The sequence below is a fragment of the Duganella sp. BJB1802 genome (assembly GCF_013369445.1).
GTDB classification, from domain to species: domain Bacteria; phylum Pseudomonadota; class Gammaproteobacteria; order Burkholderiales; family Burkholderiaceae_D; genus Rugamonas; species Rugamonas vulcania_A.
The window spans coordinates 228,499-251,705 of sequence record NZ_JABWEF010000006.1; the positions used below are offsets into that span (position 1 = coordinate 228,499).

The window sequence follows — 23,207 nt, forward strand, 5'->3', positions numbered from 1 at the left end:
GAGAACTAGTTAACGGAGTAACCTAGATGAACGCCCCTGAAAAAAACATCGCGCCAGTGAAGTTCCAGACCGCCCCGCATTTCCCGATCTACATGGACTACTCGGCCACCACGCCGATCGATCCACGCGTCGCCGACATGATGATTCCCTACCTGCGCGAGCAGTTCGGCAATCCCGCCTCGCGCAGCCACATGTACGGCTGGACCGCGGAGAAAGCGGTGGAGGAGGCGCGCGGCCACGTCGCGGCGCTGGTCAATGCCGACCCGCGTGAAATCATCTGGACCTCCGGCGCCACCGAGTCGAACAACCTGGCCATCAAGGGCGCGGCGCAGTTCTACAAGACCAAGGGCAAGCACATCATCACCGTCAAGACCGAGCACAAGGCTGTGCTGGACACGGTGCGCGAACTGGAACGCCAGGGCTTCGAGGCGACCTACCTGGAACCGCAGGACAACGGCCTGATCACCATCGAGCAGCTGACCGCCGCCATCCGCCCGGACACCATCCTGGTCTCCGTCATGTTGGTCAACAACGAGATCGGCGTGATCCAGCCGATCGACGAGATCGGCGCGCTGTGCCGCTCGAAAGGCATCATCTTCCACTGCGACGCCGCGCAAGCGACCGGCAAGGTGGTGATCGACCTGCAAAAAACCAAGTGCGACCTGATGACCTTCACCGCCCACAAGACCTACGGCCCTAAAGGCATCGGCGCGCTGTACGTCTGCCGCAAGCCGCGCGTGCGTATCGAAGCGCAGATGCACGGCGGCGGCCACGAGCGCGGCCTGCGCTCCGGCACCCTGCCTACCCACCAGATCGTCGGCATGGGCGAAGCCTTCCGCCTGGCGAAAGTGGAGATGGACAGCGAGATCGCCCGCATCAAGGGCCTGCGCGACCGCCTGGCCAAGGGCCTGCAGGAGATCGAAGAAACCTACATCAACGGCGACATGGAGCACCGCGTGCCGCACAACCTGAACGTCAGCTTCAACTACGTCGAAGGCGAGTCGCTGATCATGGCTGTGAAGGACCTGGCCGTGTCGTCCGGTTCCGCCTGCACCTCGGCCTCGCTGGAGCCATCGTACGTGCTGCGCGCCCTGGGCCGCAGCGACGAGCTGGCGCACAGCTCGATCCGTTTCACCATCGGCCGCTTCACCACCGAAGAGGACATCGACTTCGCCATCAACCTGATGAAGTCCAAGGTACACAAACTGCGTGAGCTGTCGCCACTGTGGGACATGTTCAAAGAAGGCATCGACATCAGCTCGATCCAATGGGCAGCCCACTAATTATTCAGATACAGGAGCATCAAAATGGCTTACTCGGAAAAAGTGTTGGACCACTATGAAAATCCACGCAACGTGGGCGCGTTCGAAAAGGGTGACGAGACCGTCGGCACCGGCATGGTCGGCGCGCCGGCCTGCGGCGACGTGATGAAGCTGCAGATCAAGGTCGGCGCCGATGGCCTGATCGAAGACGCGAAGTTCAAGACCTACGGCTGCGGTTCGGCCATCGCATCGAGCTCGCTGGTGACCGAATGGGTCAAGGGCAAGACGCTGGACCAGGCGCTGGCCATCAAGAACACGCAGATCGCTGAAGAGCTGGCGCTGCCGCCGGTGAAAATCCACTGCTCGATCCTGGCGGAAGACGCCATCAAGGCAGCGGTACTGGACTACCAGACCAAGCACCCAGTCGCGGCCTAAGTCTGTTTTAACCGGCGGCGTACATCGCCGCCGGCACGGAGAATCAAATGGCAATCACCCTGACCGAAAAAGCAGCCAAGCATATCAACCGCTACATCGAACGCCGTGGTAAAGGCGTTGGTTTGCGTTTTGGCGTGCGTACCACCGGCTGCTCGGGCCTGGCCTACAAGCTGGAATACGTGGACGAAGTCGCGCCGGAAGACAGCGTGTTCGAATCGCACGGCGTCAAAGTATTCGTCGATCCGAAAAGCCTGCCGTACATCGACGGCACCGAGCTCGATTTCGCGCGTGAAGGCTTGAACGAAGGCTTCAAGTTCCATAACCCGAACGAGAAAGACGCTTGCGGTTGCGGCGAGAGCTTCCGCATCTGATAAGCCATGCAAAATCACTTTGAGTTGTTCAATCTGCCGCAGCAGTTTGCCGTGGACGCGGGGGCGCTGGACAGCGCCTACCGCGACGTGCAGGGCCGCGTCCATCCCGACAAATTCGTCAATGCCACCGACGCCGAAAAGCGCGTCGCCATGCAGTGGGCCACGCGCGCCAACGAAGCCTACCAGACCCTGAAGAATCCGCAGAAACGCGCGCAGTACATGTGCGAGTTGAACGGCGTCGATTTGCAGACCGAGTCCAACACGGCGATGCCGATGGCCTTCCTGATGCAGCAGATGGAATGGCGCGAAGAGCTGGGCGACGCCCGCGCCGCAAAGGACAGCGACGCGCTGGAAGTGCTCGACAAGCAGCTGCGCAACGAACGCAAGGCGCGCCTGGCGGAGATCGAACAGCAGATCGATGCCAACGACTACGTGCAAGCCGCGCAAGGTGTGCGCGCACTGATGTTTTTGGAAAAAATGAAGCAGGAAATAGATGGAGCGTTAAGTCAGTTAGAGGATGCCTAATGCCCGATGTCGCGATCTTGCTCGGATATATTTCTGAGGGCATCAAGATCCTCGGTGGCTTGGCATCGTTTTACGCACTAATCAAATTAAGACAGATTGAGAAACGCTACCTCTTCAAGGCAACCATTCCCGATGTAGTAAAAAACCTGAGGGAGTCGTTACGCCAGCTAAATGCGGCGATAGATTGACATATACGGCAAAGGCATGGGTTTGGTGAGGTCGCTTGAACATGATCAAGTTGATCAAGGTTGGAGCAGAAAATGAGCGAAGACAAGTTTGATCGTTTTGAACGCGGCGTTTTTCAGATTTTCCGATTGACCCACCTCGGAGAAATGCAATGGTCCAGAAAGAATCCACCGCAGAGTCTGACGGGCGGCACGAATTCAGTCTTTCCCTATTTCTTTGAGGCGGAATACGGAGGGAAACGCCTGGGGCTGTTTCAGGAGCGATATCGCTATGCTATCTCCGAGACCGAAGAACGTTGGGGCGAGCGTGTCGGACTGGTATTGTTAGATTCAGCTGGTGATGTGGAGTTTGAGTTTCCGCTTACGCCGTTCACCGATGATTTGTTTGAAGCAGTAAAAATAAAAGAGTCGAACGTTGATGATTTCCTCAACGTCTTAATGCAATCTGAGCCGCATGGCGTGAAAATATAAATGGCACTTCTGCAAATCTCCGAACCAGGCATGTCCACCGCACCGCACCAGCATCGGCTGGCGGTCGGTATCGACTTGGGTACCACCAATTCGCTGGTCGCCACGGTGCGCAACAGCATTCCAGAAGTGCTGAACGATGAGGATGGCCGCCCGCTGCTGCCGTCCGTGGTGCGCTATCTGCCCAACGGCCACGCCAACATCGGCTACAAGGCGCAGGCCGCGCAGACCACCGATCCGAAGAACACCATCGTCTCCGTCAAGCGCTTCATGGGCCGCGGCCTGGCCGATATCGCCTACGCGGAAAACATGCCCTACGATTTCCAGGACACGCCTGGCATGGTGCAGCTCAAGACCATCGCCGGCATCAAGAGCCCGGTCGAGATATCGGCGCAGATCCTGGCCACGCTGCGCCAGCGCGCCGAGGATTCGCTGGGCGACGATCTGGTGGGCGCGGTCATCACCGTGCCGGCCTACTTCGACGACGCGCAGCGCCAAGCCACCAAGGATGCGGCGCAGCTGGCCGGCATCAACGTGCTGCGACTGCTGAGCGAGCCGACCGCCGCCGCCATCGCCTACGGCCTGGATAACGGTTCGGAAGGTTTGTACGCGGTCTACGATCTGGGCGGCGGCACCTTCGACATCTCCATTCTCAAGCTGAGCAAGGGCGTGTTCGAGGTGCTGTCCACCGGCGGCGACTCCGCGCTGGGCGGCGACGATTTCGATCACCGCCTGTTCTGCTACATCCACCAGCAGGAAAAACTGGCGCCGCTGTCGGACGAGGACACCGCTGTGCTGATGGTGAAGGCGCGCGAGGCGAAAGAGCAGCTGTCGACCAAGAACGATGTGACCGTCGACGCGATCCTCGGCTCCGGCGAGGAAGTGCATCTGAAGATCACCGCCGAGACCTTCCAGGAGATCACCAAGCACCTGATCGACAAGACCATGAAGGCCATCAAGAAGGCGCTGCGCGACGCGAGCGTCGACGCGGACGATATCGATGGCGTGGTCATGGTCGGCGGCGCGACCCGCATGCCGCATGTGCAGCGCGCGGTCAGCGAATACTTCCACACCATCCCGCACGCGAACATCGACCCGGACAAGGTGGTGGCGCTGGGCGCGGCGGTGCAGGCCAATCTGCTGGCCGGCAACCGTGCGCCGGGCGACGACTGGTTGCTGCTGGATGTGATCCCGCTGTCGCTGGGCATCGAAACCATGGGCGGCCTGGTCGAGAAGATCATCCCGCGCAATTCGACCATCCCTTGCGCCCGCGCGCAGGAATTCACGACCTTCAAGGACGGCCAGACCGCGCTGGCGGTGCACGTGCTTCAGGGCGAGCGCGAGCTGGTGTCCGATTGCCGCTCGCTGGCGCGCTTCGAGCTGCGCGGCATTCCGCCGATGGTGGCCGGTGCCGCGCGCATCCGCATCACGTATCAAGTGGATGCGGACGGTTTGCTGTCGGTGTCCGCGCGCGAGCTGCGCTCCGGCGTGGAAGCGTCGATCGTCGTCAAGCCGGCCTATGGCCTGGGCGACGACGACGTCGCGCGCATGCTGCAGGATTCGTACAAGTCGGCCGATACCGACATGGTCGCCCGCGCACTGCGCGAAGAGCAGGTCGAGGCCGAGCGCATCATGCTGGCTACGCAATCGGCGCTGGACGAAGATGCTGGCTTGCTGAGCGATGAAGAACGCGCCGCCGTCGATACCTTGATGAACAAGGTGCGCGACGTGGTCGCGCAATCGCAGACCGGCGCCGCCGATCACGCGGCGGTGAAGTCCGCCGTCGAAGCGCTGGCCAACGGCACCGAAGAATTCGCATCGCGCCGCATGGATCGCAGCGTGCGCAGCGCACTGGCCGGCAAGACGCTGGACCAGGTAGTTTAAACAAACCTAGAGGTATCAAGTGCCACAAATCGTATTCCTGCCCCACGCAAAACTGTGCCCGGACGGCGCCGTCATCGAAGCCGAAGCCGGCAAGACGCTGTGCGACGTCATGCTTGAAAATGACATCCACATCGAGCACGCCTGCGAGAAGTCCTGTGCCTGCACCACCTGCCACGTGCTCGTGCGCGAAGGCTTCAACTCGCTGAACGAAGCCTCCGAGACCGAGGAAGACCTGCTGGACAAGGCCTGGGGCCTGGAAGCGGTGTCGCGCCTGTCGTGCCAGGCCGTGGTGGCGGACGAGGACCTGGTCGTCGAGATCCCGAAATACACCATCAATCACGCAAGCGAAGGCGGGCACTGAGATGAAGTGGACCGACATCACCGCGATTGCGGAAGCGCTCTACGATAAGCACCCGGACATCGATCCGATGACTATCCGCTTCACCGATCTGCACAACTGGATCGTCGACCTCGAAGAGTTCGACGACGACCACACGCGCGGCGGTGAAAAAGTCCTTGAAGCGATACAGCAGGCGTGGATCGATGAAGCCAAATAAGCAAGCGGCCAAGATCGGCGCAACCGTCACCGGCGCGGACAACATGCCGGAAATCCGCGAAGGCCAGACCGTCGCGCTGCTGCAAGAGCTGCACATCCTCACCCGCGACGGCAAGATGAACCAGGACAGCCGCCGCAAGCTGAAACAGGTCTACCACCTGTACCAGTTCATCGAGCCGCTGCTCAAGGAAGTGCTGGCCGAGAAGGAGAGCGTATCGCTGGTGGACCACGGCGCCGGCAAGTCCTACCTCGGCTTCATCATCTACGACCTGTTCTTCAAGGCGCTGAACGACAACTCGCACATCTACGGCATCGAGACGCGCGAAGAGCTGGTGGCGCGTTCGCAGGAACTGGCCAAGCAGTTCAACTTCCCCGGCATGTCCTTCCTGCCGCTGTCGGTGGCCGAGTCCACCGAATCGAACCTGCTGCCGGACCAGATCGACGTCGTCACCGCGCTCCACGCCTGCAACACGGCGACCGACGACGCCATCCACTTCGCGCTGAAGAAGAAGGCCAAGTACATGGTGCTGGTGCCGTGCTGCCAGGCGGAAGTCGCGACGGTGCTGAAGAAGAACAAGGCCAAGTCGCTCGCCAAGTCGGCGCTGACCGAGATCTGGCGCCATCCGATCCACACGCGCGAATTCGGCAGCCAGATCACCAACGTGCTGCGCTGCCTGCAACTGGAAGCCCACGGCTACCAGGTCAATGTGACGGAGCTGGTGGGCTGGGAGCACTCGATGAAGAATGAGCTGATCATCGCCACCTACAAGAACCTGCCGCGCCAGCGGCCATCGGAACGCTTGCAGGAAGTGCTGGAGACGTTGGGGCTGGAGGAGATGGGCAACCGCTTCTTCACGGAGCAAGTAGCAAAACAGTAAATCAAAAAGGGTGATGGAACGATGAGTGAGCTGAACGAAAAATGGTTGGACCTCCGCAGCGACACCGTCACCCGCCCCAGCGCGGCGATGCGCGCCGCGATGAACGCGGCGGACGTCGGCGACGACGTCTATGGCGATGATCCGACCGTCAACCGCTTGCAGGAATATGCCGCCGATTTGTTCGGCTACGAGGCCGCGCTGCTCGCGCCGTCCGGAACGCAGAGCAATCTGCTGGCGTTGCTGGCCCACTGCGGCCGTGGCGACGAATACCTGGTGGGGCAGGAAGCCCACACCTACCGCTACGAAGGCGGCGGCGCCGCGGTGCTGGGCAGTATCCAGCCGCAGCCCATCATCAACCAGCCTGACGGCAGCATCGCGCTGGCCGACATCGAAGCCTACATCAAGCCGGACGATTTCCACTTCGCGCGCACCAAGCTGCTGGCGCTGGAGAACACCATCGGCGGCCGCGTGCTGGGGCTCGACTACCTGAAGCAGGCGACCACGCTGGCGCATGAACGCGGCCTGGCCACGCACCTCGACGGCGCGCGCGTTTGCAACGCCGCCGTCAAGCTGGGCGTGAGCCCGCGCGCGGCGGTGGCGGGCTTCGATTCCGTATCGGTGTGCCTGTCCAAGGGCCTGGGCGCTCCGGTGGGCTCCGTCCTGTGCGGCAGCAAGCCGCTGATCGCCGAGGCCAAACGCTGGCGCAAGATGCTGGGCGGCGGCATGCGCCAGGCCGGCATGATCGCGGCTGGCGGCTTGTACGCCCTGCAGCACAACTTCGAACGGCTGGCGGAAGACCACGACAACGCCGCCTACTTCGCGGGCGAACTGGCGAAGCTGAAGAACATCAAGGTCAGCACGCCGCAAACCAATATTTTTTACGTCGATATCCCGGCCGACGCTTGCCGTGGCCTGAACGACGTGCTGCAACTGACCCGCATTCGCGTATCGATGTCGCCGCACCTGCGCATCGTCACGCACATGGATGCGTCGCGCGAGGACATTGACCGCGCCATTACCGTTTTTGGAGATTTTTTCGGATGACCGACACCACCACTGATAACAGCATCCGCCTGGCCAAGCGCCTGTCGGAGATGCGCCCCTGCTCGCGCCGCGAAGCCGAACTCTATATCGAGGGCGGTTTCGTCAGCGTGGACGGCGTGGTGGTGGAGGAGGCGGGCGCGCGTGTGACGATGGAGCAGAAGATCGAAGTCGCACCCGACGCCACGCTGCTGGAGATCCTGCCGGTGACAATCCTGCTGCACAAGCCGGTGGGCGCCAACGGCGGCATCGGCAAGGACGGCTCGCCGGCGGTGCATCTGCTCAATCCCGCTTCGCTGACGCGCTCCGCGCCGGGCCAGCGCTTCCTCAAGCGCCACTTGGCCAACCTGACCCTGACCACGCCGCTGGAGACCAAGGCCAGCGGCCTGCTGGTGTTCACGCAGGACTTCCGCGTCAGCCGCAAGCTGGTCGACGAAGCGGCCAAGATCGAGCACGAGATCATCGCCGAGGTGACCGGCACGATCGCGGAAAACGGCCTGGCGCTGCTGAACCACGGCCTGCCGTTCAACGGCAAGCCGCTGCCGCCGATGAAGGTCAGCTGGCAGAACGAGAACCGCCTGCGCTTCGCGCCGAAGAATCCCAAGCCGGGCCAGATCGAGCATATGTGCAAGCTGGTCGGCCTGACCGTGGTGTCGATGAAGCGCATCCGCATCGGCCGCATCGCGATGGCGAGCCTGCCGGTAGGCGAGTGGCGCTACCTGCAGGATCACGAGCGCTTCTGATTACTTCGCGGTGGTCTGCGACAAAATGAATGCGTAGGTATCGGCCGCTTCCACGTCCTGCTGCGCGCGGGTCGAGCCCATGCCGTGGCCGGCGTCGAAGTCCACCCGCAGTATCACCGGCTTGCCGCTGGCGGTGGCCGACTGCAGGCGCGCCGCCATCTTCGCCGGATGGAAGGGCGCCACGCGCGGATCGGTCACGCCGGTGGTCAGCATGATGGCCGGGTACCTGGTGCCGTCGACCACCTGCTGGTAGCTGTCGATGCTCTTGAGCGCCTTGAAGCCGGCGGGATCGGCGATCGCGCCCCATTCAGGTTCCTCGCCATAGCCGTTCTGCTCCGCCACGTAGCGCAGCGGATTGTGCCAGCCCACTCCCGACACCACTGCCGCGAACAGGTCCGGCCGCTCTTCCAGTGCGCGCCCCATGGTGATGCCGCCGGCCGAGCGGCCGCCGATCGCCAAGTTGGCCGGGGAGGTGTAACCCTTGGCGTTCATGTCCTCGCACACGGCGATCAGGTCGCGCCAGGTGTTCGGTTTGTTTTCCAGTTGGCCGGCGCGGTGCCACTGGCGTCCGAACTCGCCGCCGCCGCGCACATTGGCGTAGCCGATGATGGCGCCCTGGTCGGCCAATGCCAGCGTGCGGCCCGCAAACGACGGCGTGTACGCCGCCGAGCCATAGCTGCCGTAGGCCGAGATGAAGGCCGGATTCTTCCCGTCCATCTTCAGGCCTTTTTTGTAGATCAGGCTATACGGAATCTGCGTGCCATCCTTGGCGGTGGCGTAGCGGCGCTCGGTGGTGTAGGCGCTGATGTCGATGGCCGGTTGCGGCGTGATGCCGGTGTCGCTCATCTTGCCGTCGGCGCCCACGCTCCAGATGCCGGCCGGTTCCAGCCAGCCGGTCAGCAGGGCCAGTACGCCCGGCGCGTTCGGATCGGCCTCGATTTCGCGCAGCGTGCCTTCGAAGGGCAGGGCGATGGTGGTCAGCTTGCCGTCGTTGCCCAGGCGTTGCAGCGCGCTCGGGCCGCCGTCCATCGCCCGCAGGTACAGGCCGTCCTTGGCGCGCGCCATGCCTTGCAGGACCAGCTGGGATTCGGCCACCACCTCGGTGGCCTTGGCCAGCGATGGCGCGCTGGCCGAGGTTTTCAGCAGGCGTCCGCGCGGATGGTCCTTGGTCGACAGCAGGTACAGGTCGTCGCCATGCAGGTCGACGCCGGTCACCTCGTCGGCGAAGTCGGCCACCAGCTGCCATTTGGCCTTGCCCTTGACCACGTCACGCAGCGGCGCGGCGTAGATGCGCTTCTCGTGCCGCACGTCCGCCAGCATCAGCAGCGCGGTGGCGGAGTGCTGCGAGGTGCCGATGTACGGCGCCTGGATTTTTTCATACGCGATCGCTGGATCGAAGCCGCGCTTCATCAGCAGCGGATCCTTGGCCGGATCGCTGCCCAGCTTGTGGAAGCGGGCCGTCGAATCGAGGTAGCGTTCCGGCGTGTTGTTCTTGCCGGTCAGCTGGTTGTAGAAGAAGCCGGAGCTGTCGTCCAGCCAGTTTGGATCGGCGGCCTGCGTGTCGGCGATGCGCTCCTTGAGGATGGCGCCGGTGTGCACGTCCATGATCTGCAGGACCGAGTCTTCGCTGCCGTCCCTGGACAACCCGTAGACCAGCTTGCTGCCATCCGGCGAGGCTTCCCACCAGTCCAGCGAGACGTGGCTGGTCTTGGTGTCGAGCTTGGTCGGATCGACCAGCACGCGGTCCTTGCCGCCCTCGCGCACGAACAGCTTGAAGTTGTTGGCGCCGGCCGGACGCTGCTGGTAGAACAGGCGGGCGCCGGCCTTCTGCACGCGCGCGGGCGTGGCCACGTCGCCGGACAGCTGCTGGATGCGGGCCAGCAGCGCGTCGCGCTTCGGCAGCGCGTCGAGCACGGCGCGGGCGTGGGCGTTCTGCTGCTTGAGGTAGGGCAGCCACTCGGGGTCTTTGTCGTTTTCCATCCAGCGGTAGCGGTCGACCACGGCCTCGCCGAAGTAGGTGTCGCTGACTGGTTCAACCCGCGCGACGGGCGCGGCGGGAATGTCGGCCGCGAACGCGGCGGAGACTGACAGGGCGAGGGCCGCCCCGTACATCATGCAAACAACTTTGGTCATTTGTACCCCCTGTGGCGAAAGGCCCATTCTGCCACAGAAGATTGCAAGAATTACACCGCCGGCACGGTCTTCTTTTTCTTTTCCGGCGGCGGCAGCTGGACCAGGCGGGTGCCGGTCAGTTTGTCGTGCAGGAACTGGCGGTCCTTGTCGAGGAAGGCCGTCAGCGACCACAGCAGGATGCCGGCGCCGACCGCGCCCAGCGCCTGCCATTTGTGCAGGTCCAGCACCAGCGCCGCCAGCAGCGCCGGCAGCACCCACATCCAGCTCAGCAGGTAGCGCACGGCGGCGGTCTGCAGCGACAGGTGGCCGTGGCCGGGACGCACCAGCTTGAGGCGCCAGGTCTTCATTGCCAGCGTCTGGCCGTCGCGGCTCCACTGGTGGATGAAGTAGGCGCCCAGCACCAGGAAGGCCAGCGCCTGGCGCATGTGCTCCAGGGTTGGCGTGTGGCTGCCGTGGACGGCGACTTCAAAAATCAGGAAGGGCAGGAACAGCACCGCGAAGCCCAGCAGGGTTTCATAAACCATCGAAATCAGACGGCGCTTGACGGTGGGGATGGTGGCAGGCTGCTTATTTGACATTGCTGTTGGCGGGCTGTGCTGGCGGAACGGACGCCGGCGCGGCAGGTGCGATCACGGGTGCGACGTTCGATGCGTTGGGGATCGGCGCGCCGGTGGCCGGGTCGATGGCCGGCGCTGGCGCGGGCGCCGGTGCGGCGGCGGCCGACAGGACCACCGGCGTGGCGGCGGGGCCGGCGCCGGTCGGCACGGACGGCTTGATCGGCGCCACGGTCTTCATCTTGCTCTGGGCCGGCGTCGGCAGGTTGGCGACCTGCTTCTTGGTCGCCGCCTTGGCCGCCAGTTCCTTCTTCTGTTCTTCGGAAAGCTGCTGGTAGGATTCCCACTGCGTGGACTTCTGCGACGGATCGATCTTCTGCGCGCGGGCGAAGTTCTGGCGCACCTGGCGGCGTTCCTCCGGCGTCATCTTGACCCACTCGCGCATGCGCTCCTGCACGCGGGCCTGCTCGTCCGGCTTCATCGAGGCGTAGCGCTTGACGATGCCCAGCCATTTTTGCTTGCGGATCGGCTCCATCTGGTCCCACTCGGAGGCCAGCGGCTCCAGCGCCTGCTGCTGCGCGGGCGTCAAATCCTTCCACATGGTCTTGTCCGCCGACTTGGCCGGCGCGTGTTTGCCCGCCGCAGCGCCAGCCTGCGCGCCGGACGCGGATGCGCCCTGCGCGGCAGGCTGCGCCGGCGTTTCCGTACGGCCGCAGCCAATCAGCGCCGCGCTTGCCACCGTCAATACCGCTACCGCTTTAGCGCCCCATGTTGCGTGACCGCTCAATGCCATGCCGCTTACTCGCTTTGAGCCAGATAGGCGTTAAAACCGTGGTCCAGATAGGCGGACAGCGGCAATTCGTCGGACAGCACGGCGGCGTCGAGCTCGGCCAGGTCGGCCACGCGCTGCTCCTGCTCGTACTGGTAGATGCCGGCCAGGCCGCCCACCAATACCAGCAGGGGCAGGGCCACGCTCATGCGGGTCATCCAGCTGAACGAGAAGAAGCCGGTGCCGGCGCCGGCCAGCGCGTTCTTGCGCACGCGCACCTTCAGCGGCGCCTCCACGTGGGCTTTCTTGCGGGCGAGCGCCATCTTGCGCGCTTGCGCCAGGCGGTCGGTGGTCGATGCGGGCAGATCGTCCAGGTGCTCGTTGAGCGCGTGGCGCACCTTGTAAGCGAAATTCAGATCGTCGGTATTCATAGTTTGATTCCCTTGGCTTTGAGCGATTCGGCGAGCGTGTGTGTTGCGCGTGAGCAATGTGTCTTCACGCTCCCCTCGGAACATCCCATCGCTTCGGCTGTTTCAGCTACATCCATGTCCTGCCAATAACGCATAAGGAAGGCTTCTCGTTGACGCGCCGGAAGCTTTTGTACTTCGGCATCGATCAGGGCCAGCATTTGCTGGCGCTCGACCTGGTCCGCGCTGGACTCGGCGGCGGCGGAACCCTCCTCGGCGGCGTAGGATTCGAGCAGGTCGAAGTCCTCGTGCTCGTCGCCCGAGGGGCCCATGCCGGAGAACAGGCTGACCCAGGTGTTGCGGACCTTTTCCCTGCGGAAATAGTCGAGGATGGTGGTTTGCAGGATGCGCTGGAACAGCATCGGCAGCTCGGCGGCCGGCTTGTCGCCGTATTTCTCGGCGAGCTTGATCATCGCGTCCTGCACGATGTCCAATGCGGATTCGTCCTTGCGCACTGCGTAGACGGCTTGTTTAAAGGCACGCCGCTCGACGTTTTCGAGAAAGTCGGATAATTCTTTGTCTGTGGCCATGCGTCGGGTGTGGGTACTGCCGGGAAAGCCGGCGCTGGGCCGCTTGATGGCGGCTCGTGAACTGAGCGCATGCTAGCAAAAATTAGCCATTTCTGCATGGTTTTTGCGGCTTGGACGATGCAAAATGCTCCGGAACACGCAATTTTTCGATATTTCCCTTGCCCAAACCGGTGCCTCCGGTGTACCGTATGGGACGCTTTGAACACCCCGAAGCTCTATGGTCTGGTCGCAGCAGGCACACAACGCCGCAATCGACGAGACGCGCTTTCATATGTCAGCAGTTTGCTCTAACCCGTGCCACAAGCGCGAGAGGTACGCAGAACCGCTACAGATAGATCCAGCCAAACGAGAGTTTGCAGCTAGCACTGCTTTGCACGTCACTACGGTTGACGGAAGAGGCAGGTGTGACTGCAGAAAAAAAGGGAAGCAGGGCAATGCTGTAGAGGTGGGCCTACTTCGTTAGGAAAGAGCATCCGATCAATCTCCTATGGACCTTGAAAGGAATGTTTCATGAATACCGAAGCAACCGCATCACAAGGAGCGAACACGCTCACAGGCGCTGAAATACTGGTGCGCTGCCTGGCCGAGGAAGGCGTGGAACACGTCTTTGGCTATCCGGGCGGAGCCGTACTGTATATCTACGACGCCATCTTCAAGCAAGACAAATTCCAACACGTCCTCGTGCGTCACGAACAGGCCGCAGTGCATGCCGCCGATGCGTACTCGCGCAGCTCGAACAAGGTTGGTGTCGCGCTGGTCACGTCCGGTCCGGGCGTCACCAATGCCGTGACAGGTCTTTCCACCGCTTACATGGATTCCATCCCCATGGTCGTGATCTCGGGCCAGGTGCCCAGCCACGCCATCGGCCAGGATGCCTTCCAGGAATGCGACACGGTCGGCATCACCCGCCCCGTGGTCAAGCACAATTTCCTCGTCAAAGACGTCAAGGATTTGGCGGAAACCGTCAAGAAAGCCTTCTTCATCGCCCGCACCGGCCGTCCAGGCCCCGTGCTGGTCGACATCCCGAAGGATATCTCGATGCACAAGACGACGTACTCGTACCCGAAAGAGGTCGAGATGCGTTCGTACAAGCCGGTCGACAAGGGCCATTCGGGCCAGATCCGCAAGGCGGTCCAGCTGCTGCTGCAGGCCGAACGCCCGATGATCTACACCGGCGGCGGCGTGATCCTGGCCAACGCCTCGCCCGAGCTCAACAAGCTGGTCGACAAGCTGGGCTTCCCGGTCACCAACACGCTGATGGGCCTGGGCGCCTACAAGGCGTCGAGCGAGAACTTCGTCGGCATGCCCGGCATGCACGGCACCTACGAAGCGAACATGGCGATGCAGCACTGCGACGTCCTGATCGCCATCGGCGCCCGCTTCGACGACCGCGTGATCGGCAACCCGAAACACTTCGCCTCCAACCCGCGCAAGATCATCCACGTGGACATCGATCCGTCGTCGATCTCCAAGCGCGTGAAGGTGGACATCCCCATCGTCGGCAACGTCAAGGACGTGCTGATCGAGTTCCTGGCCCAGCTCGACGCCGCGGACGCCAAGCCGAACGCGCCCGCGCTCAAGGACTGGTGGAAGCAGATCGCCGAATGGCGCGGCCGCGATTGCCTGAAGTATCCGACCTCGGACCTGGTGATCAAGCCGCAAGCCGTGGTGCAGAAGCTGTGGGAAGTGACCAAGGGCGACGCCTTCATCACCTCCGACGTCGGCCAGCACCAGATGTGGGCCGCGCAGTACTACCCGTTCGACAAGCCCAAGCGCTGGGTCAACTCGGGCGGCCTGGGCACGATGGGCGTGGGCCTGCCGTACGCCATGGGCGTGCAGATGGCCAACCCGGACGCCACCGTCGCCTGCATCACCGGCGAAGGCTCGATCCAGATGTGCATCCAGGAACTCGCGACCTGCAAGCAATACCATCTGACGCCGAAGATCATCATGCTGAACAACCGCTTCCTGGGCATGGTCCGCCAGTGGCAGCAGATCGACTACGGCTCGCGCTATTCCGAGTCCTACATGGATTCGCTGCCGAACTTCGAGAAGCTGGCGGAAGCCTACGGCCACGTCGGCATGCGCATCGAGAAGCCGGGCGACGTCGACGGCGCGCTGCGCGACGCCTTCGCCATGAAGGACAAGCTGGTCTTCATGAACTTCATTACCGATCAATCGGAAAACGTCTGGCCGATGGTGAAAGCGGGCAAAGGGCTCTCTGAAATGCTGTTGGGTTCGGAGGACTTATAACATGCGACACATTATCTCTGTCTTGCTGGAAAACGAAGCCGGCGCGCTGTCGCGCGTGGTGGGCCTGTTCTCGGCCCGTGGCTACAACATTGAAACGCTGACCGTGGCGCCGACCGAAGACGCGACCCTGTCGCGGATGACCATCGTCACCTCCGGTTCGGACGACATCATCGAACAGATCACCAAGCACCTGAACCGCCTGATCGAGGTGGTCAAGGTGGTGGACCTGACCGAAGGCCAGCACATCGAGCGCGAACTCATGTTGATCAAGGTGCGCGCGGTGGGCAAGGAGCGTGAGGAGATGAAGCGCACGGCGGACATCTTCCGCGGCCGCATCATCGACGTCACCGAGAAGACTTACACGATTGAACTGACCGGCGCCAAGAGCAAGCTCGACGCGTTCATCGATTCGATCGACCGCGCTTCCATCCTGGAAACGGTACGTACCGGCGGTTCCGGCATCGGACGCGGCGAACGCATCCTCAAAGTTTAATCAAATTCAAAAATACTACTAAGGAAATACCATGAAAGTTTTCTACGACAAAGACGCTGACCTCTCCCTGATCAAGGGCAAAAACGTGGCCATCATCGGCTACGGCTCGCAGGGCCACGCCCACGCGCAAAACCTGAGCGACTCCGGCGTCGACGTGACCGTCGGCCTGCGCAAGGGCGGCTCCTCGTGGAGCAAGGTCGAGAAGGCCGGCCTGAAAGTGGCGGAAGTGAACGACGCGGTCAAGGCCGCCGACGTCATCATGATCCTGCTGCCGGACGAGAACATCGCCCAGGTCTACAACGAAAACGTCGCCCCATACGCCAAGCAAGGCGCGGTGCTGGCCTTCGCCCACGGCTTCAACGTGCACTACGGCCAAGTCGTGCCGCGCGCCGATCTGGACGTGATCATGGTCGCACCGAAGGCCCCGGGCCACACCGTGCGCGCCACCTACACCCAGGGTGGCGGCGTGCCGCACCTGATCGCCGTGTACCAGGACAAGTCCGGCATCGCCCGTGACATCGCCCTGTCGTACGCCTCGGCCAACGGCGGCGGCCGCGCCGGCATCATCGAAACCAACTTCCGCGAAGAGACCGAAACCGACCTGTTCGGCGAACAGGCTGTTCTGTGCGGTGGTGCGGTCGAGCTGATCAAGGCCGGCTTCGAAACCCTGACCGAAGCGGGCTACGCTCCGGAAATGGCTTACTTCGAATGCCTGCACGAGCTGAAGCTGATCGTCGACCTGATCTACGAAGGCGGCATCGCCAACATGAACTACTCGATCTCGAACAACGCCGAATACGGCGAGTACGTGACCGGTCCCAAGGTTGTGACCTCGGCCACCAAGGACGCGATGCGTCAGTGCCTGAAGGACATCCAGACCGGCGAGTACGCCAAGTCCTTCATCCTGGAAAACAAGGCGGGCGCTCCGACCCTGATCTCGCGCCGTCGCCTGACCGCCGAGCACCAGATCGAAGAAGTCGGCGCAAAACTGCGCGCCATGATGCCTTGGATCGCCAAGAACAAGATGGTCGACCAGTCGAAGAACTAAGCTTTCTCTTCGTCGCGAAAAAGCCGGCACTGGTTGCCGGCTTTTTTGCGTCCATGCGCGCCGCGGTGAGTTTGCGCGCATATTCCGGCATTTCTTTCAGGTACTATTGACGAACAATACACTCCCTCGTCGAACTATGAAACGTCCTACCTCTGTCACCGTCATCGCCTGGTTCCTGATCGTCACTTCCGCCATTTCCCTGGTCTCCAGCTACGTCAGCATGGACAATCCGCTGGTGCGCGAGCTCATGTCCAAGAGCCTGCTGCCGCTTTCCGTCCAATATGCCATGATGTTTGTGGGCCTGGCCGTCACTGTGGCGACCGGCGTTGCCATGTTGAAGGGGCTGGGTTGGGGACGTTTGGTGTATTTTGCCTGGAGCGTGCTGGGCCTCGTGGTCGGGCTGGTGACGTCGCCGATGAAAGTGGCGATGGTCCCCGGCGCCATCGTGCTGGCGATCTTCGCCTTCTTCCTGTACCGCCCGAAGGCCAACGCCTACTTCAGCGGGCAAGTGGCGGCCAATGATGCGTAAGGTACTGAGCGTCATCTGCCAGGTCATCGCCGGCTTCTTTTTCTACATGGTCAGCATGCTGGCCTTCATGAGCGGCTTCCCGGCCATGGGCAAGGCCGCCATGCTGGCCGGGTTCTCGGTGCCTGCCTTCATCGCGCTCGCCATCGCGCTGGCGTTGACCGGCCTTCGCAATTGGAAGAAGGATACCGGCGTGATGCTGTTGTCGATGTCGGCGTTTAACGGGTTCGTCATCCTGACGATGGCGTGCATGTTGGCGAGCGAGGAGTTCCGCAAGCTGGTGCCAGCCGATTCCTTCGCGATGTTCGGCGCCTATTTCGTCGGCGCCCTGGTGCTCGCCGCCTTTGCGGCCCTGGGCTGGATACTGTTCAAGTCCGGCGGCGGCATGGCGGAGCAGGGGCCTGCTGGCGCGTAGCACACATGTGCTACATTAGCGCTTGAAAAGGAGGACGCCATGTCAACTACAACGATACGCTTACCGGAAGAGTTGAAGGCACGCATAGCCAGCGCCGCCGGGCGCGCAGGTCAGGCACTCCATAGTTTTATTCTCGAAGCCATCGCTGAAAAGATTGAGATGGAGGAGCAGCGTGCCAGCTTCGATACCGAAGCCGACGCCCGCTTTGCCAAGCTGCTTGAAACCGGAAAGTCCATTCCCTGGGCTGACATGTGCGGGTACCTTGAAGAGCGCGTCGCCGGGCTGTCGGTGTAACGCCCCGTCGCAAAAAAACGCCGGGGTTGAAAAAGACGCGCGTCGAACTGGCGCCAGAGGTGTACTCGGCATCCGTAGTCAGCGTGAAGCGGGCTATGCGCGATAATTCGGGCTATACGATATAAATAATTTTCAATTCAATTTTGGTCCCTGCGCGATGGGACTGAGTTCTGTGCAATACAGAACCCGGCCCTTGATCGTCTGGCAAACTTGACCGTCCAACTTTACGGGGTAGTTCACTAGCCGGCTTTTCATATTCAAGTTGTCTTTGGCTGGAAGGCGGAGAACGCACTTGAGCGATCGATGGAGATCGCATGTTCTGGTTTCTTTGCGCTCTGAGCGGAGAAATTGTGATATTGGGCTAACCATTCATATTTCTGACGTTCCCGTACGTGACGACTGTTTTCCTGTAAGCCGTTTTCCACAAATGTCTTGTGATGCTCAAGCCATCCTGAACTGAGGCCGCCAAGATAGTGGAGGAACGATTTTCCATCAACGTCGCACACAATTCTCCGTGCTATTGGGCTGCCTGGTTTAATGTGCCGTAGTACCGATTCGCTGAGTACTATCCTGGGGAATATGGCGGACTTCTCAAGTTCCACGGCTTCCACAAGGGCGGGGCCGAAGAGAAATTTATCCGTAAACATGAGCCCGCCAATAGATACGGCACCCCGGATGGGGAAACCTGCAAACATCGTGAGTTCATGAATTTGATGAATAAGTTCCTCTAAAAAAGTTCCTATGACGTCGTCGTCATCCATTTTTGTACTGGACTTGAATGGAAATGCAACAAAGATGTTGTCACTAAAAGTCTTTACCAATGCCTTAGTACGACGCTTTGCGGGGAAGTGGGGAGACCAGGCGTTCATCCTGCGCTCAAATTCCTCGAGACATGCGAAGAATTCGGAGGCGCGTTGCTTGTCCTTGCCGCGAAATAGCTTTGCTCCACCGAGCACGTCAATGAACGCGCAGATTTGACGAGTCAAACGTACATTGGTCATCTTTTTCCTGTTTTGGGTTGCGAAACTGTTTTTGGGTCTAGTTAAGGTGCGATATTTCTATCCATTATTTCAGGCAACGATCACTGGCAGGCGCAGGCGTAGTCTCAGCGAGCTGATCGCGCCCAGCACGATCAACGCTACCGCGATGATCTCCGCTTGCGTGGCATGCAAGCCGGCCACGTTGAACGCCGGGTTCACGCGGATCTGCTCGATCAGCAAACGCTCCACGCCGGCCAGCATCAGATACACCGAGAACAGCCAGCCGATGCCGAACGCATGCTTGCGCAGCGCCCACAGCAGCGCGAAGCACAGCGCCGCCATCGCGGTTTCGTACATCGGCGTCGGATACACGCCGGGCAGGGCGATCAGCTCGCCGTAGATGTTGTTGTCGTAGGTCTGCGCCCAGAACCAGGCCGGCAGCCAGTCCGGCTTGAGCGCCATGTTGGCCGCGATGCCCCAGTCGCCGTCGCCCGACACCTGGCAGCCGATGCGGCCGATGGCGTAGCCCAGCATCATGGCCGGCGCCGCCGCGTCCAGCAGCGGACGCACCGGCAAACGCCAGCGCCGCACGCACACCATGCCGGCCAGCGTGCCGAGGATCAGCCCGCCGAAAATGCTCAGCCCCGAGCGCGTGAAGATCATGCCCATCGGATCGGCGGCGAACTGGTCGGTGTGCTCCAGGATGTGGAACAGCCGCGCGCCGAACACGCCGGCCACCATGACCACCACCATGAAATCGCTGACCACGTCCTGCGGCGGCACGTCGGCCCCGCGCACGCGCGCCGGCCCGATCCGTCCCGCCTCATGCAGGCGCTTGAGCTCGGCCCGGAACAGCGCGCCGGCCACCAGCGCGCCCAGCGCCACGAACATGCCGAAGGTCGCCAACGGCAGCGGCAGTTCATAGCCGGTCCAGGCCTTGATCACATCACTCAGATACGGATACGACATGTCAGCTTTCGAAAGTTATTGAATCCGGCGGCAACTTTAGCACAAGGGGCGGTTGCCAACAGGCGGACGGGTGTTATGCTGGCCGACGTTTGCTTACTCGGGAAGGTTGCTACGCGATGGCCGCAAAACATGTGCTGTGCTACGGGGACTCGATGTCCTGGGGGATCGTTCCGGGAACCAGGCAGCGCCACCCGCACGATAAGCGGTGGACCGGCATCCTCCAGCAGCTGCTGGGCGACGATGTGCGCGTGATCGAAGAGTGCCTGAACGGGCGGACCACCGTCTGGGACGATCCGTTCCGCCCCGGCCGGAACGGCAAGGACTTGCTGCTGCCCCTCCTGCACTCCCATGCGCCGATTGATCTGGTCATTCTGTTCCTGGGCACGAACGATCTGCAAGCCATCTACGGCGCGGGCGCCTATGAATCCTCGTTGGGCGCCGGCGTGCTGGTCGACATCGTCCAGTGCTGCCGCGCGGAGCCGATGCTGGCAGCGCCCCACGTGCTGCTGCTCGCGCCGCCACGGATCGCCGGCCTCGGCGCGACGATGCGGGAGAAATTTCGCGGCGCCGAGGAAAAGTCGATCCAGTTCACGCGCTGCTACGCGCGCATCGCCGAGGAACGCGGCTGCTCGTTCCTGGATGCGGCGGAGTTCATTCAGCCCAGCGAGATCGATGGCGTCCACCTTGACGAACTGCAGCACCGGCAACTGGCGGCGGCGCTGCGTCCCCGGGTGTTGGAGCTGCTGGGCCGCTGACGAATGTTACAAACACTCACCATGTCTTACATATCTTGAAGGCAATTTCAGGTAAAGTTCGCATTGTTGTAATTTTAACTCTGGAGCCCGCAATGACCGTCATGAAAACTATCGCCGCAGCCGCTGCCGCCTCCTTCGCGCTCGCCGCGCACGCCGCCCCGCTTGAATCGCTGCCGACCTCCGGCACGCTGGTCGTGGTGCCGGCCTTCGGCGAAGTCAAGCACGCCAACGATCAAGCGGTCGCCACGCTGGCGATCGAGGAGCAGGACAAGGACAAGGCCGCCGCCGCCTCGCGCGTCAACCTGAAGATGAAGCAGGGCCTGGACATCGTCAAGCGCGAAGACCCCGGCGCCAGCCTGAAAACCCAGGGCTACTACACCTATCCGGTCTATCCCGAAGAGCGCCAGAACATCAACGGCCAGCCGTCCAAGCCGCGCGTGCCGACCGCCTGGCGCGTGGGCCAGTACCTGCAGGTCACCACCACCAACCTGGAGAAGCTGCCGAAGACCGTGGCCGCCGCCCAGAAGATCCTGACCCTGAACGGCCTGCAGTTCGGCCTGACGCCGGAAACCACCCGTCAACTGGACGACCAGCGCATCGCCGCCACCTACAAGAACCTGAACGAGCGCATCAACTCGATCGCCAGCGCTATGGGCCGCAAGGTCGGCGACGCCGTGCTCGACACGGTCGACTTCGAAGGCTCGGGCAACTACGCCCAGGACCGCATGGCCGGCGCCCCGGCGCCGATGATGATGCGCGCGGCCAAGATGGAATCCGCCGACGTGGCCGAACCCAGCTTCGAACCCGGCGAGACCACGCTGCAGATGACCCTGGTCGGCAAGGTCCGCTTCAAGTAAGGACCGCTGCGCGGCGGCGCGCGTTGAGGTACAGTTACGATTGCCTTTCTATTAATTTTGGAGATCGTGATGACCGTACTGAAACACCTGGCCGCCGCCGTTGCCGCCACCTTTGCGCTGTCCGCGCACGCCGCGCCGCTGGAATCCTTGCCGACCAGCGGCGCGCTGGTCGTGGTGCCGGCGTTCGGCGAAGTCCGCCACGTCAACGACCAGGCCACGATCGCGCTGTCGGTCGAGGAAGTCGACAAGGACAAGTCCGCCGCAGCCTCCCGCGTCAACCAGAAGATGAAGCAGGGCCTGGACATCGTCAAGCAGGAGGATCCCCAGGCCAGCCTGAAAACCCAGGGCTACTACACCTATCCGGTGTATCCCGAGGAGCCGGCGCCGGTCAACGGCCAGCCGCGCAAGCCGCGCGTGCCGACCGCCTGGCGCGTGGGCCAGTCCCTGCAGGTTACCACCACCAACCTGGCGGGACTGCCGAAGACCGTCGCCGCCGCACAACGCGTGCTGGCGCTGAACAATCTGCACTTCAGCCTGACACCGGAAACCACCCGCAAGCTCGACGACCAGCGCATCGCCGCCACCTACGCCAACCTGAACGAGCGCGTCAATTCGATCGCGCACGCGATGGGCCGCAAGATGGGCGACGCGGTGATCGACACCATCGATTTCGAAGGCTCGGGCAATTACGCCGACCGCGTCAGCATCACCGGCTCGCGCGTGATGGCCGCACCGGCGCCGCCGGCGTATGGCGGCGAAGTGGCCGAACCGAGCTTCGAGCCGGGCGAAACCACGCTGCAAATGCGCCTGGTCGGCAAGGTGCGCTTCAAATAAGCAAACCGGGGGCGGAAGAGGGCGGACGGCGCGCCGTCCCCTTTTTTGTGGTCGGCTCCTCTATAATGACGGAGCAACATCATCAGTTAAACAGAAACGGAACCCCATGGCCAAATTCCCCCGCCGCCGAGTCAAGAATGGCGCAGCCCAAGCCAAAACGCCCCAGATGTCGCGCTTTAGCCGCTTCGCACGCCGCGCCAGGGGCGAGGACCTCGACCGGCCGCGCCATCGCGGAATCTACCTGCTCCCGAACGCCTTCACCACCGCCGCCCTGTTCTGCGGCTTCTACGCCATCGTCATGGCGATGAACCAGAAATTCGAACACTCCGCCTGGGCCATCTTCATCGCCATGGTGCTCGACGGCCTCGATGGTCGCGTCGCGCGCCTGACCAACACCCAGAGCGAATTCGGCGCCCAGTACGACTCGCTGTCGGACATGGTGTCCTTCGGCGCCGCGCCGGCGCTGGTGATCTATGAATGGTCGCTGCGCGGCCTGGGCAAGCTGGGCTGGATCGCCGCCTTCGTCTACTGCGCCGGCGCCGCGCTGCGCCTGGCCCGCTTCAACACCAATATCGAAGTGGTCGACAAGCGCTTCTTCCAGGGCTTGCCGTCGCCGTCGGCCGCCGCGCTGGTGGCCGGCTTCGTGCTGCTGATGGTGGACCAGGAAGTGCCGGGCCTCCAACTGAGCTGGGTCTCGTGGAGCATCGCCGTGTTCGCCGGCCTGACCATGGTGACCAACGTGCCGTTCTACAGCTTCAAGGACGTGAACTTCCGCAAGTCGGTGCCGTTCATCGCGGTGTTCCTGATCGCGCTGGTGTTCGCGCTGGTGTCGATCGATCCGCCGAAGGTGCTGTTCCCGATCTTCATCGCCTACGGCCTGTCGGGCTATGTGGTGTCCGCATGGCGGCTGGCCAAGGGCAAGAAGGTCAGCCTGATCCAGATCGACGAGGACAGCAACGACCCCAGCGAACGGCGCTAAACC

At 62.3% G+C, this 23,207-nt stretch carries 29 protein-coding genes; 22 read left to right on the forward strand and 7 right to left on the reverse strand.

Annotated features, from left to right (window positions below; translation table 11 throughout):
- The first annotated feature begins 26 nt into the window (after positions 1-26).
- The 12 genes from HUX88_RS12180 to HUX88_RS12235 all read left to right on the forward strand — a co-directional run bounded on the left by HUX88_RS12180 (position 27) and on the right by HUX88_RS12235 (position 8,348).
- A complete protein-coding gene (locus tag HUX88_RS12180) occupies positions 27-1,283 on the forward strand; it encodes an IscS subfamily cysteine desulfurase (protein ID WP_117013418.1) in 1,257 nt (418 codons plus the stop codon).
- Between the two features lie 24 nt (positions 1,284-1,307).
- Entirely contained in the window at positions 1,308-1,697 is a 390-nt protein-coding gene (gene iscU, locus HUX88_RS12185; protein ID WP_008450509.1) for a Fe-S cluster assembly scaffold IscU, read from the forward strand.
- Positions 1,698-1,744: 47 nt separating this feature from the next.
- Complete coding sequence (iscA, locus tag HUX88_RS12190; RefSeq protein WP_117013419.1) at positions 1,745-2,068, forward strand: iron-sulfur cluster assembly protein IscA; 324 nt, start codon at positions 1,745-1,747, stop codon at positions 2,066-2,068.
- Positions 2,069-2,074: 6 nt separating this feature from the next.
- Positions 2,075-2,593, forward strand: coding sequence for a Fe-S protein assembly co-chaperone HscB (gene hscB, locus HUX88_RS12195; RefSeq protein WP_176361940.1), 519 nt, complete (start codon positions 2,075-2,077; stop codon positions 2,591-2,593).
- Positions 2,593-2,781, forward strand: coding sequence for a hypothetical protein (locus HUX88_RS12200; RefSeq protein WP_176361941.1), 189 nt, complete (start codon positions 2,593-2,595; stop codon positions 2,779-2,781). The genes hscB and HUX88_RS12200 overlap by 1 nt, the downstream gene beginning before the upstream one ends.
- Before the next feature lie 72 nt (positions 2,782-2,853).
- The gene (locus HUX88_RS12205) at positions 2,854-3,249 is read left to right on the forward strand and encodes a hypothetical protein (protein WP_176361942.1); all 396 of its coding nucleotides are present in this window, start codon (positions 2,854-2,856) and stop codon (positions 3,247-3,249) included.
- Complete coding sequence (gene hscA, locus HUX88_RS12210; RefSeq protein WP_176361943.1) at positions 3,250-5,130, forward strand: Fe-S protein assembly chaperone HscA; 1,881 nt, start codon at positions 3,250-3,252, stop codon at positions 5,128-5,130.
- A gap of 19 nt (positions 5,131-5,149) precedes the next feature.
- A complete protein-coding gene (gene fdx / locus HUX88_RS12215; RefSeq protein WP_117013424.1) occupies positions 5,150-5,491 on the forward strand; it encodes an ISC system 2Fe-2S type ferredoxin in 342 nt (113 codons plus the stop codon).
- 1 nt (position 5,492) lies between these two features.
- A complete protein-coding gene (gene iscX / locus HUX88_RS12220) occupies positions 5,493-5,687 on the forward strand; it encodes a Fe-S cluster assembly protein IscX (protein WP_161094939.1) in 195 nt (64 codons plus the stop codon).
- Complete coding sequence (locus tag HUX88_RS12225; protein WP_176361944.1) at positions 5,674-6,564, forward strand: SAM-dependent methyltransferase; 891 nt, start codon at positions 5,674-5,676, stop codon at positions 6,562-6,564. Before iscX ends, HUX88_RS12225 begins: the two co-directional genes overlap by 14 nt.
- 21 nt (positions 6,565-6,585) lie before the next feature.
- Positions 6,586-7,608, forward strand: coding sequence for a low-specificity L-threonine aldolase (ltaE, locus tag HUX88_RS12230; protein WP_176361945.1), 1,023 nt, complete (start codon positions 6,586-6,588; stop codon positions 7,606-7,608).
- Positions 7,605-8,348, forward strand: a complete 744-nt coding sequence (locus HUX88_RS12235) for an rRNA pseudouridine synthase (protein ID WP_117013428.1) — start codon at positions 7,605-7,607, stop codon at positions 8,346-8,348. The genes ltaE and HUX88_RS12235 overlap by 4 nt, the downstream gene beginning before the upstream one ends.
- Here HUX88_RS12235 and HUX88_RS12240 read toward each other — a convergent pair whose 3' ends face one another.
- The 5 genes from HUX88_RS12240 to HUX88_RS12260 are packed head-to-tail and all read right to left on the reverse strand — an operon-like array spanning position 8,349 to position 12,801.
- Entirely contained in the window at positions 8,349-10,481 is a 2,133-nt protein-coding gene (locus HUX88_RS12240; RefSeq protein WP_176361946.1) for a prolyl oligopeptidase family serine peptidase, read from the reverse strand.
- Positions 10,482-10,531: 50 nt separating this feature from the next.
- Positions 10,532-11,059: an RDD family protein gene (locus HUX88_RS12245; protein WP_176361947.1), complete on the reverse strand. Its 528-nt coding sequence runs from the start codon at positions 11,057-11,059 to the stop codon at positions 10,532-10,534.
- Positions 11,049-11,774: a DUF3106 domain-containing protein gene (locus HUX88_RS12250; RefSeq protein ID WP_373886786.1), complete on the reverse strand. Its 726-nt coding sequence runs from the start codon at positions 11,772-11,774 to the stop codon at positions 11,049-11,051. The genes HUX88_RS12245 and HUX88_RS12250 overlap by 11 nt, the downstream gene beginning before the upstream one ends.
- Positions 11,775-11,833: 59 nt before the next feature.
- A complete protein-coding gene (locus tag HUX88_RS12255; protein WP_117013432.1) occupies positions 11,834-12,235 on the reverse strand; it encodes a DUF3619 family protein in 402 nt (133 codons plus the stop codon).
- On the reverse strand, positions 12,232-12,801 hold the full coding sequence (locus HUX88_RS12260) for an RNA polymerase sigma factor (protein ID WP_117013433.1): 570 nt from the start codon (positions 12,799-12,801) through the stop codon (positions 12,232-12,234). Before HUX88_RS12260 ends, HUX88_RS12255 begins: the two co-directional genes overlap by 4 nt.
- Positions 12,802-13,311: 510 nt before the next feature.
- On the opposite strand from HUX88_RS12260, the gene HUX88_RS12265 reads away from it, so the two are divergent.
- The 6 genes from HUX88_RS12265 to HUX88_RS12290 all read left to right on the forward strand — a co-directional run bounded on the left by HUX88_RS12265 (position 13,312) and on the right by HUX88_RS12290 (position 17,830).
- Positions 13,312-15,054, forward strand: coding sequence for an acetolactate synthase 3 catalytic subunit (locus HUX88_RS12265; RefSeq protein WP_117013434.1), 1,743 nt, complete (start codon positions 13,312-13,314; stop codon positions 15,052-15,054).
- A 1-nt stretch (position 15,055) separates the two neighbouring features.
- Positions 15,056-15,547, forward strand: a complete 492-nt coding sequence (ilvN, locus tag HUX88_RS12270) for an acetolactate synthase small subunit (protein WP_005666354.1) — start codon at positions 15,056-15,058, stop codon at positions 15,545-15,547.
- Between the two features lie 31 nt (positions 15,548-15,578).
- Positions 15,579-16,595: a ketol-acid reductoisomerase gene (gene ilvC, locus HUX88_RS12275; protein WP_176361949.1), complete on the forward strand. Its 1,017-nt coding sequence runs from the start codon at positions 15,579-15,581 to the stop codon at positions 16,593-16,595.
- 136 nt (positions 16,596-16,731) lie between these two features.
- A complete protein-coding gene (locus HUX88_RS12280) occupies positions 16,732-17,124 on the forward strand; it encodes a hypothetical protein (RefSeq protein ID WP_117013436.1) in 393 nt (130 codons plus the stop codon).
- Positions 17,114-17,536 (forward strand): hypothetical protein, encoded by a 423-nt coding sequence (locus HUX88_RS12285; RefSeq protein ID WP_117013437.1) that lies wholly within the window; start codon positions 17,114-17,116, stop codon positions 17,534-17,536. Before HUX88_RS12280 ends, HUX88_RS12285 begins: the two co-directional genes overlap by 11 nt.
- A 39-nt stretch (positions 17,537-17,575) precedes the next feature.
- Positions 17,576-17,830: a CopG family ribbon-helix-helix protein gene (locus HUX88_RS12290; RefSeq protein WP_176361950.1), complete on the forward strand. Its 255-nt coding sequence runs from the start codon at positions 17,576-17,578 to the stop codon at positions 17,828-17,830.
- Between the two features lie 257 nt (positions 17,831-18,087).
- On the opposite strand, the gene HUX88_RS12295 is transcribed toward HUX88_RS12290, so the two are convergent.
- Both HUX88_RS12295 and HUX88_RS12300 read right to left on the reverse strand, forming a co-directional pair.
- A complete protein-coding gene (locus tag HUX88_RS12295; protein ID WP_176361951.1) occupies positions 18,088-18,831 on the reverse strand; it encodes a hypothetical protein in 744 nt (247 codons plus the stop codon).
- A 69-nt stretch (positions 18,832-18,900) separates the two neighbouring features.
- Complete coding sequence (locus HUX88_RS12300) at positions 18,901-19,779, reverse strand: prolipoprotein diacylglyceryl transferase (RefSeq protein ID WP_176361952.1); 879 nt, start codon at positions 19,777-19,779, stop codon at positions 18,901-18,903.
- 116 nt (positions 19,780-19,895) lie between these two features.
- Between HUX88_RS12300 and HUX88_RS12305 the strand changes: the two genes are divergently transcribed.
- The 4 genes from HUX88_RS12305 (at position 19,896) to pssA (ending at position 23,204) form a co-directional block, all read left to right on the forward strand.
- On the forward strand, positions 19,896-20,534 hold the full coding sequence (locus HUX88_RS12305; protein ID WP_301549474.1) for an SGNH/GDSL hydrolase family protein: 639 nt from the start codon (positions 19,896-19,898) through the stop codon (positions 20,532-20,534).
- A 92-nt stretch (positions 20,535-20,626) separates the two neighbouring features.
- Positions 20,627-21,391 carry an SIMPL domain-containing protein gene (locus tag HUX88_RS12310; RefSeq protein WP_117013441.1) on the forward strand — a complete coding sequence of 255 codons (765 nt, stop codon included), beginning with the start codon at positions 20,627-20,629 and terminating at the stop codon, positions 21,389-21,391.
- Positions 21,392-21,460: 69 nt separating this feature from the next.
- The gene (locus tag HUX88_RS12315) at positions 21,461-22,225 is read left to right on the forward strand and encodes an SIMPL domain-containing protein (RefSeq protein ID WP_176361954.1); all 765 of its coding nucleotides are present in this window, start codon (positions 21,461-21,463) and stop codon (positions 22,223-22,225) included.
- Positions 22,226-22,331: 106 nt separating this feature from the next.
- On the forward strand, positions 22,332-23,204 hold the full coding sequence (gene pssA / locus HUX88_RS12320; RefSeq protein WP_117013442.1) for a CDP-diacylglycerol--serine O-phosphatidyltransferase: 873 nt from the start codon (positions 22,332-22,334) through the stop codon (positions 23,202-23,204).
- Positions 23,205-23,207 lie beyond the last annotated feature (3 nt).